The organism is Acidobacterium sp. FHG110202_01 (assembly GCF_059115305.1).
This window is the reverse complement of the sequence record NZ_JBZYWJ010000011.1, coordinates 110,814-126,788: the sequence shown is the minus strand read 5'-3', so window position 1 is coordinate 126,788 and position 15,975 is coordinate 110,814. Positions and strand designations below refer to the sequence as shown.

At 57.1% G+C, this 15,975-nt stretch carries 14 protein-coding genes; 12 read left to right on the top strand and 2 right to left on the bottom strand.

Annotation, left to right across the window (positions count from 1 at the left end):
• The first annotated feature begins 94 nt into the window (after nt 1-94).
• Both AC5S16_RS21335 and rsmI read left to right on the top strand, forming a co-directional pair.
• Nucleotides 95-1,231, top strand: coding sequence for a CBS domain-containing protein (locus tag AC5S16_RS21335; RefSeq protein WP_493932142.1), 1,137 nt, complete (start codon nt 95-97; stop codon nt 1,229-1,231).
• Between the two features lie 53 nt (nt 1,232-1,284).
• Nucleotides 1,285-2,175 (top strand): 16S rRNA (cytidine(1402)-2'-O)-methyltransferase, encoded by an 891-nt coding sequence (gene rsmI, locus AC5S16_RS21330; RefSeq protein WP_493932141.1) that lies wholly within the window; start codon nt 1,285-1,287, stop codon nt 2,173-2,175.
• 191 nt (nt 2,176-2,366) lie between these two features.
• Here the strand turns inward: rsmI and AC5S16_RS21325 are convergent, their stop codons facing one another.
• Entirely contained in the window at nt 2,367-2,999 is a 633-nt protein-coding gene (locus tag AC5S16_RS21325) for a hypothetical protein (RefSeq protein WP_493932140.1), read from the bottom strand.
• Nucleotides 3,000-3,090: 91 nt separating this feature from the next.
• A complete protein-coding gene (locus AC5S16_RS21320) occupies nt 3,091-3,549 on the bottom strand; it encodes a hypothetical protein (RefSeq protein WP_493932139.1) in 459 nt (152 codons plus the stop codon).
• A gap of 95 nt (nt 3,550-3,644) precedes the next feature.
• Between AC5S16_RS21320 and AC5S16_RS21315 the strand changes: the two genes are divergently transcribed.
• From AC5S16_RS21315 to AC5S16_RS21270, 10 genes are all read left to right on the top strand, one after another.
• On the top strand, nt 3,645-4,580 hold the full coding sequence (locus AC5S16_RS21315; protein ID WP_493932138.1) for a PLP-dependent cysteine synthase family protein: 936 nt from the start codon (nt 3,645-3,647) through the stop codon (nt 4,578-4,580).
• A gap of 3 nt (nt 4,581-4,583) precedes the next feature.
• Entirely contained in the window at nt 4,584-5,036 is a 453-nt protein-coding gene (locus tag AC5S16_RS21310) for a M67 family metallopeptidase (protein ID WP_493932137.1), read from the top strand.
• Nucleotides 5,037-5,099: 63 nt separating this feature from the next.
• Entirely contained in the window at nt 5,100-5,405 is a 306-nt protein-coding gene (locus AC5S16_RS21305; protein ID WP_493932136.1) for a MoaD/ThiS family protein, read from the top strand.
• Between the two features lie 78 nt (nt 5,406-5,483).
• Nucleotides 5,484-6,665, top strand: coding sequence for a molybdopterin-synthase adenylyltransferase MoeB (moeB, locus tag AC5S16_RS21300; RefSeq protein WP_493932135.1), 1,182 nt, complete (start codon nt 5,484-5,486; stop codon nt 6,663-6,665).
• Between the two features lie 81 nt (nt 6,666-6,746).
• Entirely contained in the window at nt 6,747-7,175 is a 429-nt protein-coding gene (locus AC5S16_RS21295; protein ID WP_493932134.1) for an META domain-containing protein, read from the top strand.
• 96 nt (nt 7,176-7,271) lie between these two features.
• Nucleotides 7,272-8,312: a PIN/TRAM domain-containing protein gene (locus tag AC5S16_RS21290; protein WP_493932133.1), complete on the top strand. Its 1,041-nt coding sequence runs from the start codon at nt 7,272-7,274 to the stop codon at nt 8,310-8,312.
• Complete coding sequence (locus AC5S16_RS21285) at nt 8,269-9,531, top strand: glycosyltransferase (protein WP_493932132.1); 1,263 nt, start codon at nt 8,269-8,271, stop codon at nt 9,529-9,531. The genes AC5S16_RS21290 and AC5S16_RS21285 overlap by 44 nt, the downstream gene beginning before the upstream one ends.
• A 261-nt stretch (nt 9,532-9,792) precedes the next feature.
• Complete coding sequence (locus AC5S16_RS21280) at nt 9,793-12,996, top strand: TonB-dependent receptor (RefSeq protein ID WP_493932131.1); 3,204 nt, start codon at nt 9,793-9,795, stop codon at nt 12,994-12,996.
• A gap of 49 nt (nt 12,997-13,045) precedes the next feature.
• Complete coding sequence (locus tag AC5S16_RS21275; protein ID WP_493932130.1) at nt 13,046-14,269, top strand: FAD-dependent oxidoreductase; 1,224 nt, start codon at nt 13,046-13,048, stop codon at nt 14,267-14,269.
• 59 nt (nt 14,270-14,328) lie between these two features.
• The gene (locus AC5S16_RS21270; protein ID WP_493932129.1) at nt 14,329-15,936 is read left to right on the top strand and encodes a DHA2 family efflux MFS transporter permease subunit; all 1,608 of its coding nucleotides are present in this window, start codon (nt 14,329-14,331) and stop codon (nt 15,934-15,936) included.
• Nucleotides 15,937-15,975: the final 39 nt, after the last annotated feature.

The window sequence follows — 15,975 nt, the reverse complement described above, 5'->3', positions numbered from 1 at the left end:
GACTCTGATCGTAGCTCACCGGTGCGCGTTCGTTTTCAAGAGGCGGGCATTCTACAATTACTGAAGCAGGCTTTAAGGAAAGAGGACGACAAGCATGCGCGGCTGGGCATTTCCGCTAGGGCGATGGATGGGCGTGGACTTACGCATCCACACATTTTTTCTGCTTCTGCTGGCGCTCTGTCTGCTTTCCGCGAATCTGGTGCATGTAGCGGTGTGGCGCGCGGTGATGCTGTGGCTCCTGCTGCTGCTTGCTGTGTTTGTGCGCGAAATCGCGCGCGTGATTGCGGCTGCCTACCATGGCGTGCAGCTGCGCAGCATTCTTTTGCTGCCCATTGGCGGGCTCTTTTCCTATGCGAATCCTGACAGCGCGGAGCGCGCCGGCGAAGGCGGAGTGCAAGCGTCGATGGCGCTTGTGGGGCCGCTGGCGAATTTTGGCTTTGCGCTGGCAGTGGGAGCGCTGATTGCGGGAGCTTCGCCCCATGTGCCTGTCTTTGCCAAGCCACTGGTGACGCCGCTGCACCTGATGCGCTCGACGGTATGGCTCAACGTCATCCTGGGCGCGCTGAATTTCATTCCCGCTTATCCGCTCGATGCAGGACGCATGCTGCGCAGCGGATTCATCCGCTCGCGCGGCGGAGCGCAGGCTACGCGCGCGGCATCCGGAATCGGCCAGATGATCGGCCTTGTTGCCGTGCTTGGCGGCATCGCGCTGCTCTTTATTCCCAATTCCCCGCTGGGGACGGGTTTGAGCCCGTGGCTCATCATGGGCGGCTTCTTCATCTTTGTGGGAGCGCAGCTCGAAGACCAGGGATTGATGTTCCAGTCGGTTGTGGACACGGTCACGATGCGCGATGTGATGCTGACGGACTTCGCTACGCTCTCGCCCTCGGACACGCTGGAAGACGCGCTTTACAAGGCCATTCACAGCCTGCAGGACGAGTTTCCCGTGGTGCGCGGCGCGAATCTTGTCGGCATTGTTTCGCGCCAGGGGATTGTCGAAGCGCTGCGCAGCGAAGGCAACGGATACGTACAGTCGATTATGTCGCGCGCGTTCCAGGTGGCGCAGCCTGAAGATTCGCTCGGCCTGATGATCCGTCGCATGGCGGGCGGACGTATGTCTCTGGTTCCGGTGACGGAAGGCGGAAGAGTCGTGGGCATTGTGACTCTGCAGAACCTGATGCACAGCATGGGAATGCTGGCTGAACATCGGCGGTTGAAACGCGACGCATAGACATTTCTCACCACAGAGGACACGGAGAGCACAGAGTAATCGAAACCCAGTTCATGCCAGATGAATTTGAATCCGTGCCTGACCGACCCCTTGCACCTGGCCTCTATCTTGTCGGCACGCCGATCGGCAATCTTGAAGACATTACTCTGCGCGCCCTTCGCGTGCTGCGCTCGGCAGACCGCATTGCCTGCGAAGACACGCGCCAGACGCAGAAGCTGCTGAACCACTTCGGCATCACGACGCCGACCATCAGCTCACATGAACACAATGAGGCTGAGCGGATTCCGGAGCTTCTTGCTGCGCTGAAGCAGGGCTCGCGCATCGCTGTCGTTTCCGATGCGGGCATGCCGGGAATCTCTGATCCGGGAATGCAGCTTGCTGCTGCGGCTATCAAAGAAGGTATTACCGTTTATCCCATTCCCGGCGCGAATGCGGCACTGAGTGCGCTGGTGGCTTCCGGACTGAATACGGAGCGGTTTCTCTTTATTGGATTCCTGCCTGCGAAGGCGGGCGCACGCCGCGCGGAGCTAGAGCAGCTGGCTTCGAGCGCTGAAGATGGCACAACGCTTGTTTTCTATGAAGCACCGCATCGCATTCTGGAAACACTTGGCGATGTTGAGGCCGTATGGGGAAAGGACTGCCGCGTTGCGGTTGCGCGCGAATTGACCAAGCTTCATGAGGAATTTTTGCGCGGCGGTGTGTCTGAAGTTGCCGCAGCGCTCAAAGAACGCGAGCGTGTTCGCGGCGAGATTACGCTGCTGGTTGAGGCTCGTGCCTTGTCGCAGGATGTCTCGTCCGGCAGCATTGAGGAACGTGTTGCTGCATTGCAGCAGGCGGAAAATCTCGATGAAAAAGATGCTTTGAAGCGCGTTGCGCGTGAGCGCGGGCTTTCGAAGAGCGATGTGTATCGGGAGTTGCAGCGGGAACGGGCGAAACGTTCGTGATGCCACTTTTGATGTCCTGCGAAGGATCCCAGGTTAGCTTCTCACCCCAACACGCGAAAATCGCGCGTGTCGGGGACCCCGATTCGCGAACCTGGGGCACCCGGGGTTAGGGCAACCGAGGCGAGAAACAAGTCCTTCGACTACGCTGCGCTCCGCTCAGGATGACAAACAAGAAAAAGGCCAGTGCGCTACTAGGGATGGGCGCCGGAAACGACTGCAGCCTGGCCTGAGCGCTGTATCCAGCGGCCGTTCTGCTTTTCGAGGTAGATCCATTCGCCCTGGTTGCAGAGGCTTCCGCACCAATCGAGCATATAGACCAGCGCGGCTGAGCGGTGCGCGTCGAAGTAGACATCGCTGAAATATGTCACTCCGGGATAGCCTGCATATTTGAGCTTCGTCGCGTTGCCGGCTGTGGCAGATGCGAGCGCGTTGCGGAACTCATTTGCGTCTGCTGATGAGAGCAGCGTGTAGGGGCGATCGAGGTGAAGGCTGGGCGTAAGCGTCTCGCGCTGGTACTTCCGTGCGTTGAAGTCGGCCAGGGCTTCCTGAAATGGCTTGGGATCGTAGCCGGGCGGCTTGAGCGCCGCATCTGGCGCTAGCTTTGGATTCATGTCATCGATGTTGACTGTCGTGTCTGCGATAGCCCATCGCTGGTTCTGGCCCGGGCCAAGATTGGCGAAGACGGCGCCAGGCATCACGGCTGAGTAGATGGCGTAAATATCGCGCTGCTTGCTTTCAGAATGCGCGGGATCAGAGTGGGGCTGGGCGGACAGGAATCCAGCGAAGAGTGTGCATACAATCGTCCATCGGCGGTGGATTCTCATGGACTCAAAGTTTCTTGCTCTCCCACCCTTTCATCGAACACCGCGACGAAAGGATGGGGCACCCGGTGCGGTTGCCTGGACGGCCAGTCCCTTAATGCGCGTTGGCCGAATCCCAGGGCGCGGGCGAGCGTGGGATCGGACTCTTATCGCGGCCCTTTACGCGGTCGTAGAAGTAGTCGGTGCTGGTCGTGCCGATTGACTCGTTGTACAGACTGGGCGCGCCTATGGCCTCCTTCAGCTCCTCGCTGAAGTGGTGCAGGGCCTTCAGGTGGTCGGCGGTTGCCGTGATCTCCAGGCGGCTCGTTTTCAGGAATTTCTGAAATCCGCGGTCGAGCAGATGGGCGATTTCGCCGCCGAGCAGAATGCCGGGGCCCTGTACGACGGCCGCGGGGCTGTCTCCCTTGTCCACGCGGGCAAGCACCGCGGCGCAGTTATTTTTCTGCGCCTGATAGCGCCCTGCGACTCCGGGGACCTCACGAACATCAAATTGAGAACCGCGAAGGTTCGCGAGGACTTCATCGAAAGTAAGCTGCTTTGTCTTCCTAGGCATAGCGGTAAAGGTGCGGCAAAGGCTAAACTTAAATGTAGGCTGCCGCGTACTTTCACTCTCGCACATTGCGCGGCCGGCTGCAATTACATTCGCCTATGGCTACTATGACGCAACTGACGGGCACGACGCTCCTGGATCGCATCGGCAATACACCCCTGGTGCGTCTGGAACGTGTGGCTGCGCACCTGTCCGGAATCCAGATTCTGGGCAAGGCGGAGTGGACCAATCCCGGCGGATCGGTGAAAGACCGTGCTGCGTCGTCGATTGTGGCTGCGGCGATGAAGCAGGGCAAGCTGGGCAAGGGCCAGCACCTGCTCGACGCCACCAGCGGCAATACCGGCATTGCGTATGCCATGCTGGGCGCGGCCATGGGCTTTCCGGTGACTCTTTGCGTGCCGTCGAATGTCTCGCCCGAGCGCAAAAGAATTCTGAACGCATACGGCGCCAACGTGGTCTGGACAGATCCGAATGACGGCTCTGATGGGGCGATCCGCAAGGCGCGCGAACTGGCTGCCGCAGAGCCGGAAAAATATTATTACGCCGACCAATATGGCAATGATGCCAACTGGCAGGCGCACTATCGCGGGACAGCCGACGAAATCTGGCAGCAGACTGCGGGACAGCTTACGCACTTCGTCGCAGGGCTCGGCACCAGCGGTACCTTTGTCGGAACGACGCGCCGCCTGAAGGAATTGAATCCGAAGATTCAATGCATTTCCATGCAGCCGGACTCGCCTTTTAATGGCCTGGAAGGCCTGAAGCATATGGCAACGGCGATTGTTCCGACGATTTACGACGCGTCACTGGCTGATCGTGATATTGAGATGTCCACGGAAACCGCCTATCGCACGGCAAAGCTGCTTGCCCGTACCGAGGGCCTGCTGGTTGGCGTATCGGCAGCAGCGGCGGTGGCGGCATCTCTAAAGATCGCCGAAGAAGAGGCTGCGGCGGGCCGTGAGGGGATGATTGTGACCATCCTGCCGGATTCGGCAGATAAGTACCTTAGCGAACGCTTCTGGGAGGAAGAGTAAGCAATGCTCAAGCTCAGCGAATCGATCTACAACGCACTGCGGAAACATGGCGAAGAGACTTATCCGCATGAGTGTTGTGGTGTGCTGCTGGGCCGCTCCCGCGACGGCGTGAACGAGGTGGAAGACGCGGTACGCGCGGGCAATACACGCACAGACTCGGCGCATAACCGCTACAACATTGCGCCGCAGGAACTGGTGCGCATCCAGCGGCAGGGCCGCGAGCGCGGGCTCGACATTGTAGGCTTCTATCACTCGCACCCGGACCATCCGGCGCAGTGGTCGAAGACGGATTTTGCTGAAGCACACTGGCTGGGCTGCTCGTATGTCATTACTGCGGTCGAAAAAGGAATTGCTAAGCAGACCAACTCGTTCTTTCTTGCGGGGACGAGCGAAGAGGACAAATCCTTTGAGGACGAAGCCGTGCAGGTAGAGGAGCCGGTAGCCGGGCGATGTTGACCGCCGGGCCGACTCACTGCTGCCTCCGTTCCAACCGAATGCACCAATGAAAGGATTTGTACGATGAAGATTTTTATCCCCACGCCTTTGCGCGTATATGTCGACAAGCAGGATGCCGTACAGGTGAAAGCCAGCACCGTGAGCGAGGCTCTCAGCGCGCTCACTACGCAGCATCCTGACCTGAAGAAGCATCTGTACTCTGATGAAGGTAAGCTGCGCGCGTTTGTGAATGTCTATTTGAATGACGAAGACGTGCGCTATCTGCCGGAAAAGGAAGCAACCACGGTGACGGACGCGGATTCGTTGTCGATTATCCCGTCCATCGCCGGCGGGACTGCGCGTCCAGCGATACGCGCCTTTGGCGCCTAACTGCGGGTCCTTCGCTTCGCTCAGGATGACAACTAGTGGTGGCGTGATGTTCGCGCCGACAAATGATTTGAGGTAAACATGCCAACTCTTACAGAAGAAAAAGTGGCGCAGCCACAACTTAGCAATGAGGAAATTGCCCGCTACTCGCGGCACCTGATTCTGCCCGAAGTGGGCCTGGAGGGTCAGGAGAAGCTGAAGGCGGCGAAGGTCCTCTGCGTCGGTACCGGTGGACTCGGCGCGCCACTCACCTTCTACCTGGCGGCGGCTGGAATCGGCACGCTCGGACTGGTGGATTTTGATGTGGTCGATGAGAGCAACCTGCAGCGGCAGATCATCCATAGCACGAAGGATGTGGGCCGGCCGAAGATTGACTCGGCTGCGGATAAGCTGCAGGCGCTCAATCCCTATCTGAACATCGTGAAACACGAGACGATGCTGACCAGCGAGAACGCGCTCGAGATCATCAAGGATTACGACATCGTTGCCGACGGCACGGACAACTTCCCGACGCGCTATTTGGTGAACGACGCCTGCGTGCTCAGCGGCAATAAGCCGAATGCCTATGCGTCGATCTTCCGTTTTGAGGGCCAGGCCAGCGTCTTCGCCACCAAAGACGGCCCGTGCTATCGCTGCCTCTATCCCGAACCGCCACCGCCGGGGCTTGTTCCTTCGTGCGCGGAAGGCGGCGTGCTCGGCATTCTGCCCGGACTGCTGGGCGTGATTCAGGCAACGGAAGTCATCAAGCTGATTCTCGGCAAGGGCGATCCGCTGATTGGACGCCTGCTGCTGGTGGAAACGCTGGGGATGAAGTTCCGTGAGCTGAAGCTGCGCAAGAACCCCGACTGCCCGGTGTGCGGAACGCATCCGACGGTGACCAAGCTCATCGACTATCAACAGTTCTGTGGTATTGTTCCTGAACAGAAACCGGCCTCTATGCAAAACGGAATACCGCAAATTACTCCTGTTGAACTGAAGCGCAGGCTCGATGCCGGCGAAGACGTCTTTGTCCTCGACGTGCGCGAGCCGCATGAATACCAGATCGTCAATATCGGCGCTCCGCTGATTCCGCTTGGCGACCTGCCCAACCGCATCAACGAGCTCGACCCGAACCGCGAGATCGTGATTCACTGCAAGTCCGGCGGGCGCAGCCAGAAGGCCGCGGAGTTCCTGCAGAAGAGCGGCTTCAAGAATGTCGCGAACCTTGCAGGCGGCATCACGGCATGGGCGACGGACGTCGATCCCAAGCTGCCGAAGTACTAGACCAGCAAGTTACACCAGACAGCGGCGCGCTTTCAGGCGCGCCGTTTTGTTGGTAGAGTATGCGGCGAGGGAGGGACTGCTATGCTTTTCCGTGCTGTTCTTGCTGTTCTCATCTTTACCCCAATCGCCTTCGCGCAGAACACACCCACACCTTTTGAAGGCACGCACTGGACATTGACCGAGCTGAATGGCGTAGCTGTGACTCCATCCGGGCCGCGCGCTGCTTATCTTGAGTTCGCTGATGGAAATAAAGTCTCAGGCAGCACGGGGTGCAATCGCCTGACAGGAAGCTATGACCGCAGCGGCAGTTCGCTGAAGCTGCACCCGGTTGCTACGACCATGATGGCCTGCGTCGGCCAGGCGATGGACCTTGAGAACAAGCTCAAACCCGCCCTCGGGAAAGTAACCCGCTATCGCATGAACGGCGACAACCTGACTTTTTACGCGCGAAAGCGTGTTTTGGCGAGATTGAAAGCTGAGCCAGCAAACCAGTCCGGTTCTGAAAATTGATTTTGCCCAACTTATAGACGCGTGCGTATACTCCCGTGTGCCGCTTGAACTTTATTCTTTTACGCGGCAGAAAATTTTGGGAGGCTCCGGTTCTTCATGGACCTCGTTCTTATACGCATTGTCTTTGTCCTCGTATTTGCGGCTGCCTGCTACTTCTTCCGGCCTTACAACCTGCCTGGTGTGCTTTCCGCTGTCATCGGGGCAGCGATTGCCGGAATTGTGATCGTCTTTGAGGTGCGCGTGCGCTCGCTCAGTCTGCGCCGCCTGATCGGCGCGGTCACGGGCAGCGTTCTGGGCATCCTGGGAGCGTTTCTCTTCAGTCTTGTATTGGTGAACAGCCTTCCCGCGGGAAACTCGCGCAGCCTGATCGAGATTTTTGTCCTGCTGCTGATGTCTTATGTGGGGCTGGTGGTAGGAGCGAGCAAGGGCGACCTTCTCAATCTTTCCGCGCTGGGTGGATTGTTCGGAAGCGAACGCCAGGGGAAGCTGGATATCAAGCTGCTTGACACCAGCTCGATCATCGACGGGCGCATCGCCGACATGGCCGAGACCGGATTTATTGGGGGAGCTATTGTTATTCCGGAATTTGTTCTGCATGAGTTACAAATGGTGGCCGACTCCTCAGACTCATCCAAGCGCCAGCGCGGACGGCGCGGGCTCGACGTTCTGCAGCGAATGCAGGGCAATTCGCTGCTCATCGTGCAGATTATCGAAGACGATTTCCCGCAGATTCGCGAAGTGGATCTCAAGCTGATCGAGCTGGCCAAGAAGCTCGACGCCAAGATCATCACTAACGATTTCAATCTCAATAAAGTGGCTCATCTGCATCGCGTGCAGGTGCTCAATATCAATGACCTTGCCAACTCGCTCAAGCCGGTCGTGCTGCCCGGCGAAAAGATGCATGTCGTCATCCTGAAAGAAGGCAAGGAATACGACCAGGGCGTCGGCTACCTCGACGATGGAACGATGGTGGTCGTCGACCATGCGCGCCGCATGATCGGGCGCTCGGTGGAGATCAGCGTGACATCGGTTCTGCAGACGGCTTCGGGCAAGATGATCTTTGGGAGGACGGAAGAGACACCGCAGAAACTTGATGCCGTACGCGTTGCTACCGAGGTACGCGAAGTTCCCGGTTAAACGCGATTTCATCTGGAATCCAATCCCGCCATATACACTCGCCTGTATGCGCGTGGCCTATTTCCCTGACTCGTTTCACGAGATCAACGGCGTCGCCCACACCAGCCGCCACTTCGAGGTATTCGTCCGCCGCCGGAACCTGCCGTTCCTCATGGTCCGCGCCGGGAACCGCAAGCCGCGCCTGCTCACCGAAGGGCAGCTCACGACTCTGGAGCTTCCCCGAGGACCGCTTTCTTTTGGTCTCGAAAAAGATCTGCGCTTCGATATTGGATTTTTTCGCTATCTGCCGTATGTTGCCCGCATCCTGCGTAATTTTCGGCCGGACGTCATCCACATCACAGGCCCCAGCGACTTTGGCTTCATGGGCGTTCTGCTGGCGAACCACTACCGGATCCCGCTTGTAGCCGCATGGCATACCAACGTGCATGAATATGCGGCGAGGCGGGCGCAATGGTTCCTGAAGCTGCTGCCGCAGAAGACCGCGCCCAGGGTTGCTGAAACTATAGAGAATACGAGCTTTTTTCTAAGCGCCCAGTTCTATTCGATCGGCCGCGTGCTCTTTGCTCCCAATCCCGATCTCTGCCGGCTTCTTGAAAATGCAGCGCATCGCCCTTGTGTGCTGATGCAGCGCGGCATTGATACGGAGCTGTTTTCGCCTGCGCGCCGCGACCGCAAATCTGACGACAAGGATTTCGTGCTTGGCTTTGTTGGCCGTCTTTCGGTAGAGAAGAACGTCGCTTTGCTGGCGCAGATTCGCGAAGAGCTGCTGGCCGCAGGTGTGAGCAATTTTCGCTTTCTGATTGTCGGCCACGGGGCGGAAGAAAACTGGCTGCGCGAGCATATTCCCAATGCCGAGTTTCCCGGAGTGCTGCGCGGTGCAGAGCTGGCGCGCGCGTATGCCAACATGGACCTCTTCGTCTTCCCCTCGCACACCGACACATTCGGCAATGTCGTGCTCGAAGCACTGGCCTCCGGCGTGCCCGCGATTGTTACCCCTGATGGCGGTCCGCGTTACATCATTAAGGAAGGGGTAACCGGCTTTGTGGCCGAAGACAGCGGCTTCACCCAGGCGATTCTCCAGCTTATGCAGAATCCAGAGCGGCATTGTGAAATGCGCGGAGCGGCCCGGACGCACGCGCTCAGCGCATCCTGGGATGCGGTCTTTGAGACGGTCTACGAAGCATACTCACGGGCTTTAACGCCTCTTATTCGTCATTGAACAGACCTGCCTGGCAACCAGTTATAAAACTATTTAATAGGACTTATAGCGAACTCTTCATAGTAACCAGAAAATTGCCGCGATCCGATATATTCCCCTCATTATTTTCTGTTGCACTCTGTCTTGATTGATTTACTATCCCTCCAATGTCTACGCAGTAACAGTGCAGTGACAGTTACAAAAGCTCCTCCAGGAGCTTGCAGATGTTAGGGCCCCAAAACAGCAAGGCTGATTTTCTTTTCTCGAAGGAGTGTTATGGCTATGACGCACAGAGCGCATCTGCGCCTGTTTTCTCTGTTTCTATGGCTTGCCGTTCTCGCAGGGGACACGCAAACCGTTTTCGCACAAGCTACTGCAACCGCCAACATTACTGGAGTTATCACTGATCCGAGCGGGGCCGCTGTTGTAGGCGCTTCTATTACTGCAACCAACACTGCAACCAATGCCGAGCGCAAGACTGTAACCAATGGTTCGGGTGAGTACCGTTTCGACCTGCTGCCGGTCGGGACTTATCAATTGCAGGTAGAAGCCAGCGGGTTTAGCGTAGCTCAGGTCAATGACCTGCATCTGGTGGTGGGAACCACGTTGACCATCAATGTCCCCATACATACCGGCCAGGTAGCGCAGACGGTGGAAGTGACTGCAGGCAGCCAGCTGGTTGATACTGAAAAGACCGACGTTTCGACGGCTGTTACTCAGCAGCAGATTCAGGCTCTACCTTTGAACGGTCGTGACTTTGCCAACCTGGCCATTCTCGCTCCCGGCGTCAAGCAGGTCGACAGCTATGACCCCACTAAGAACCGCTATGCCGTCTATGCGGTGAACGGCTCCACGGGCAGAAATACAAACACTACCGTCAACGGCATCGATAACAAAGACAACACGGTGGGCGGCGCCGTGATGCAGCTTCCGCTTGAAGCGGTCGAAGAGTTCAACATCAGCCCCAACCGCTTTTCCGCTGCGAATGGACGTAGCGAAGGCGCGGCCCTTAATGTCGTGACCAAGTCAGGTACCAACCAGTTTCACGGCGCGCTCTACGGCTTCTTCCGGACGCAGGACTTCCAGACAAACAATTATTTCGCTGAAAAAGACAACCAGCCCAAGCCGGACTACAGCCGCCAGCAGTACGGCGGATCTTTCGGCGGACCAATCCGTAAGGACAAAGACTTCGGTTTTTTTGCCTATGAAGGATTGCGCGAGCGCTCCAGCATTTCAGTAAACCCCGTTTCTTACAACGAACTTGCTCTGGTCGCACAGGCCAACCAGACGCTGAAGATCTTCAGCGATCCACCACAGCCGTCACATACCATTCCGACACCGTTTGATGACAAGCGTTATAACGGCCGTATCGATCATGCCTTCAGCCCGAACGAGAAGGCATTCATCAGCTATACTGCGCAGGACAACAAGAGCAACAATGACCAGGCAAATGCGCAGGTCGATCTCACGGAAGGCAATTTCACCATCAATGATCTGATCTTGACGAACTTCACGCTGAACTCTGTTCTCACGCCGAACATCATCAACAATTTCACCTTCGGCTTTCAATATTGGAACAACCTGATCGACTCCAAGACACGCTCTCCTTTCTTCTTGTTTCCGGATGGAACCAGCTTCGGCACCAATGTGAACGTGCCGCAGAAGTCGAGCCAGCATAAGTTCCAGTTCCGAGACGACTTCTCCTGGAGCCACAGCAGCCATACGCTGCGTGCTGGTGTGGACTTCATCTATGAGCCGCAAGTCGGCGGTTTCTTTGAAAACAACCCGACACCTGAATTTGAATTCTTTGATTCGGCAGAAAACCTGCTGACAGATACAGCGGACTATCCGCAAGGATTCTCGACTCCTGGCGCTGTACAGGCCATGACCGGAACATCAGGCGATCCGTCTTTCGATCTCTCGCCTAAAATGCTTGGTCTCTACGTTCAGGACGACTGGAAAGTAACGCCCCGCCTGCTGTTGAACCTTGGCATTCGCTATGATCGGGACATCGATACCTACGGTGTCGATATACAGCGCAACAGCCGCACTCATCAGGAACTGCTGGCCGCGGCGGAAACCGGCGTGCCCACAGTGCCGGCTGGCGGGAACCCTGAAACGTACCTCACTGGCTATACACCGAACCTTGCAAACATCGGCGGTGACTACTTAGGGCTGCCGAAGAACGACAATCTCGACATCAGCCCCCGTATCGGCTTTGCTTATGATGTTTTCGGCAACAGCCGGCTGGTGGTGCGTGGCGGCTATGGCCTCTATTACGGACAGACCTTCGAGAACATCCCGCTCTTCATGATTCAGCAGGCCAACAACCAGGTGTTCGCCAACACATTCAGTATTGAATGCAATGGCCCGGGAGATACAACCTGCGGCAGCGATCAGATTGTTCCCGGCACCGGCATTCTGCTCAGCCAGTACCGTTACGGCGTGGATCCATATCCTGTGATTCCGCCGGCAGGCTATGACCTTGCACCAGGTTCGACGGGCCGCATTATGGATCCGCATTACCGCAACCCCTACACGCAGCAGATCAACTTTGGGCTGCAGATTGCTCCCAACACGCACTCTGTTGTTGAAATCGAATACGTGCAGGCACGCGGGCTGCATGACGATAAGACGGTCAATACAAACCCGCTGCAATATTTTGCCCAGGGTTCACCCCGTCCCTATACGGCAGCACTCAACGCAGCCAACGCGCCTGTTCTTGGCCGTATTGCGGTCGAGAAATCGATTGGCCGCTCCTATTATGACGGACTGAACGTAAGCTACCGGCAGCAGATGTGGAAGCGCATCGCAGCTACAGCAAACTATACATGGTCAAAAGCGATGGCCTTTGAAGGCGCTGCAGCCTCCTTCCGCAACACGGCCACCAATCCCTTTCTTGGTCAGTTCCGCAGGCAGGATTATGGCCCATCACCTAATGACGAGACGCATCATCTGACCGCAGCCGGCACGATTTCCCTGCCCTGGAAGATCGATGTTTCACCCATCTTCCAGATCGGTTCAGGACGCCCGGTGGATATCATCCAATCATCCAGTGATCTTTGGGGTGTTGGAAGCGGCGCCAGCAGTCCGCATGCGATCATTCCGGCTGGAGCCAAAAAGAATGCAGCCAGCTATGTCGCCTTTGCAGGCATTGGAAAGAGCAATTATGGGCCGTGCCTTGAATCGGGGGCCTGTCAGGAAGTAAATTACGACAGCTATCGCGGCCCGGCATTTGTTGAGCTCGACGCCCGCATCAGCAAGACCATCACCATAGCTGAGAAATACAATGTCAATCTCTTCTTCCAAGGATTCGACCTCACCAATCGCGCAAACTTCGGATCGAGCATTGACGGCAATGTCAGTGACTACAGCACTGATTCCACCCAAAATACCTTCCTGCAGCCAACCGACTTCATCACGCCGAACAGCACCGTCATTCCACGGTCGTTCACCGGTGAATTCGGAGCGCGCTTCAGCTTCTAAGACAATGAGCCCGCTATAATGGCGGGCTCTCTTCTTTCGGGAAACATGTATGGTATTCCTGGCGAAGCGTGAAAGCACGACATGCTGCATTGCGGGAGGCGGTCCTGCGGGGGTAATGCTCGGCTACCTGCTGGCGCGCGCTGGCGTCAGCGTCATCGTGCTTGAAAAGCATAAGGATTTCTTTCGCGATTTTCGCGGCGATACGATTCATCCTTCGACGCTCGAGCTGATGCATGAACTCGGACTGCTCGAAGAATTTCTGAGATTGCCGCATCAGGAAATTCGGAGTGTCGGTGGGCAGTTTGGCGATTTCGTATTTACCGGCGCAGACTTTTCTCGTCTGCCAGTGCAGTGCAAATTTATTGCGCTCATGCCGCAGTGGGACTTCCTCAACTTTCTTGCAGAGAAAGGCAAGCGCTTCCGCACATTCGATCTGCGCATGGAGCACGACGCAACCGGCCTGATCGAAGAAAATGGCCGCGTTCGCGGTGTCCGCGTGCAGACCCCAAATGGAACGACAGAGATTGAAGCAGATCTGGTCGTGGGTTGCGACGGACGGCATTCGACCATACGCGAAGCGACCAAGCTTGAAGTGATCGATATCGGCGTTCCCATTGATGTGCTGTGGTTCCGGCTGAGCCGTAAGCCGGACGAGCCGTATCAGGCACTCGGCCGCATTGATTACGGCAAGATGCTGATACTCATCAACCGCAACGATTATTTCCAGGCCGGACTCATTGTGCGCAAAGGCACGTTCGACGCGGTGAAAGCGGCTGGATTGCCGGCATTCCGTGCGTCCTTGCTCGAGATTGCGCCTTTTCTCGATCAGCGCGTCGATGAGATCACGGATTGGGAGCAGGTCAAGCTGCTCTCGGTGCAGATCAACCGCCTGCAGCAGTGGTATAAACCCGGACTGCTTTGCATCGGCGATGCGGCACACGCCATGTCGCCTGCCGGTGGCGTAGGCATCAATCTTGCCATTCAGGATGCTGTGGCTGCGGCGAATATTCTCGCTGTCGCACTGCGGGAAAAGCGCGTGACGGAGGCGCTTCTCCAGGAGGTGCAGGATCGGCGTGAGTTGCCGGTGCGCATCATACAGGCCATGCAGGCGCGCATGCACCATGCATCGCTGAACTTCCTCGGCACTTCAGTAAAAGCACACGCTCCATGGCAGATACGCGCATTCCTGCGCATTCCCGGATTGAAGTTCATCGCAGGGCGCGTTCTGGGGCTTGGGGTTCGTCCAGAGCATATTCACACTCCGCTCCAATAAAAAACACGCCCAATTTCTGCATCGAACTCAATCTCGTCTGCTTCTAAAAAGAATCACTTATGAGTGCGGATGCAGCGACCTGGAAGCCAAAACATAACCCCTGGGCAGTTGCGCTGACCGTGACGCTGGCCACTTTTATGGAGGTGCTCGATACCTCCATTGCCAACGTCGCTTTGCCGCATATCGCTGGAGGACTGGGCGCATCGCAGGACGAGGCGACGTGGGTGCTCACTTCGTATCTCGTATCGAATGCTGTGATCCTGCCTATGAGCGCGTACCTGACGTCGTTTGTCGGGCGCAAGCGCTTCTATATGTGGTGCGTAGTGCTCTTCGGCATCAGCTCGGCTCTTTGCGGGCTGGCGCCATCGCTGCCGCTGCTGATTTTCTTCCGCGTGCTGCAGGGCGCTGGTGGTGGAGGCCTGGCTCCGAGCGAACAGGCGATTCTTGCCGACACTTTCCCTCCCCAGAAACGCGGGCAGGCCTTTGCCGTTTATGGCCTGGCTGTTGTGGCTGCACCTGCAATCGGCCCAACGCTGGGCGGGTGGATCACGGACAACTATGACTGGCGCTGGATCTTCTTTATCAATGTGCCTGTCGCCATTCTTTCTCTCTTCCTCACCAATCGCATGGTGGAAGATCCTCCGCATATCGAAGCGGAAGTAAAGCGGCTGCGCTCGAAGGGACTGAACCTGGACTATATCGGATTTGGCCTGCTGGCCATGGGCTTCGGGTCGCTCGAATTCGTTCTCGACAAAGGGCAGGAAGACGACTGGTTCGGCTCGCGGCTCATCACTTACTTCATCATTTTGTGCGTGACGTCGCTGCTGACCCTGCTTATCTGGGAAATCATTCAGATCCGCAAAGGCCACAAGCCGATCCTTGACCTTACGCTCTTCCGCAACCGCACCTTTGCTGTGTCGTTTGTGCTGATGTTCGTCCTCGGCTTTACCCTCTATGGCACGACTGTGCTCATTCCGCAGTTTGTGCAGACGCTGATGGGGTACACAGCCGAGCGTGCCGGACTGGCGCTTTCACCGGGCGGCGTGACGGTCATGATCATGATGCCGCTGGTCGGTTTCCTTGTCGGGCGGATCGATCCTCGTTACCTGATCGTCTATGGATTTTCCACGCTGGCGCTTGCCATGGCGCGCATGCATACACTTGATCTACAGGTGAGCTACGCCTATATTGCGACGCTGCGCGTTCTTCAGGCGTCGGGGCTGGCGTTTCTCTTCGTGCCTATCAATACCGTTTCCTATACCGATATTCCGCGAACGAAGAGCAACGATGTTTCCGGCCTGACAAACCTTGCCCGTAATATCGGCGGCAGTGTGGGAACCTCGTTCCTTGTGACATGGCTTGCGCGGCGCAGCCAGTTTCACCAGGACCGGCTTTCCAGCCACCTCACACAATCTGACTCCGCATTCCAGCAAAACGTGACCTCGCTGGGACGATACCTGCAGCACAGCGCCGGAAACGTGGTTTCCTCCACACAGGCGCAGATGATGGCCCAGGGGAATCTCTACCGCCAGCTTCTCACGCAAAGCTCGGTGCTTGCCTATCTTGACGTGATTGCGGTTCTCTCCGCGTGCTGCCTGTGCATGATCCCGCTGGTTTTCCTGATGAAGAAGCGCAAGGCGGGCGGCGGTCCGGCAGCAATGCACTAGAATAGTTCTTCCGCGCAAATCGAAATTCAGCAAGCGGGA

Excerpts from the sequence above, each read along its gene's own strand:
- AC5S16_RS21310 (WP_493932137.1), top strand. The coding sequence starts at position 4,584 with ATGCTCAAGCTCAGCGAATCGATCTACAACGCACTGCGGAAACATGGC.
- AC5S16_RS21270 (WP_493932129.1), top strand. The coding sequence starts at position 14,329 with ATGAGTGCGGATGCAGCGACCTGGAAGCCAAAACATAACCCCTGGGCA.
- AC5S16_RS21320 (WP_493932139.1), bottom strand. The coding sequence starts at position 3,549 with ATGCCTAGGAAGACAAAGCAGCTTACTTTCGATGAAGTCCTCGCGAAC.
- AC5S16_RS21305 (WP_493932136.1), top strand. The coding sequence starts at position 5,100 with ATGAAGATTTTTATCCCCACGCCTTTGCGCGTATATGTCGACAAGCAG.
- AC5S16_RS21315 (WP_493932138.1), top strand. The coding sequence starts at position 3,645 with ATGGCTACTATGACGCAACTGACGGGCACGACGCTCCTGGATCGCATC.
- AC5S16_RS21335 (WP_493932142.1), top strand. The coding sequence starts at position 95 with ATGCGCGGCTGGGCATTTCCGCTAGGGCGATGGATGGGCGTGGACTTA.
- AC5S16_RS21285 (WP_493932132.1), top strand. The coding sequence starts at position 8,269 with ATGCCGTACGCGTTGCTACCGAGGTACGCGAAGTTCCCGGTTAAACGC.
- rsmI (WP_493932141.1), top strand. The coding sequence starts at position 1,285 with ATGCCAGATGAATTTGAATCCGTGCCTGACCGACCCCTTGCACCTGGC.
- AC5S16_RS21325 (WP_493932140.1), bottom strand. The coding sequence starts at position 2,999 with ATGAGAATCCACCGCCGATGGACGATTGTATGCACACTCTTCGCTGGA.
- AC5S16_RS21275 (WP_493932130.1), top strand. The coding sequence starts at position 13,046 with ATGGTATTCCTGGCGAAGCGTGAAAGCACGACATGCTGCATTGCGGGA.
- moeB (WP_493932135.1), top strand. The coding sequence starts at position 5,484 with ATGCCAACTCTTACAGAAGAAAAAGTGGCGCAGCCACAACTTAGCAAT.
- AC5S16_RS21295 (WP_493932134.1), top strand. The coding sequence starts at position 6,747 with ATGCTTTTCCGTGCTGTTCTTGCTGTTCTCATCTTTACCCCAATCGCC.
- AC5S16_RS21290 (WP_493932133.1), top strand. The coding sequence starts at position 7,272 with ATGGACCTCGTTCTTATACGCATTGTCTTTGTCCTCGTATTTGCGGCT.
- AC5S16_RS21280 (WP_493932131.1), top strand. The coding sequence starts at position 9,793 with ATGACGCACAGAGCGCATCTGCGCCTGTTTTCTCTGTTTCTATGGCTT.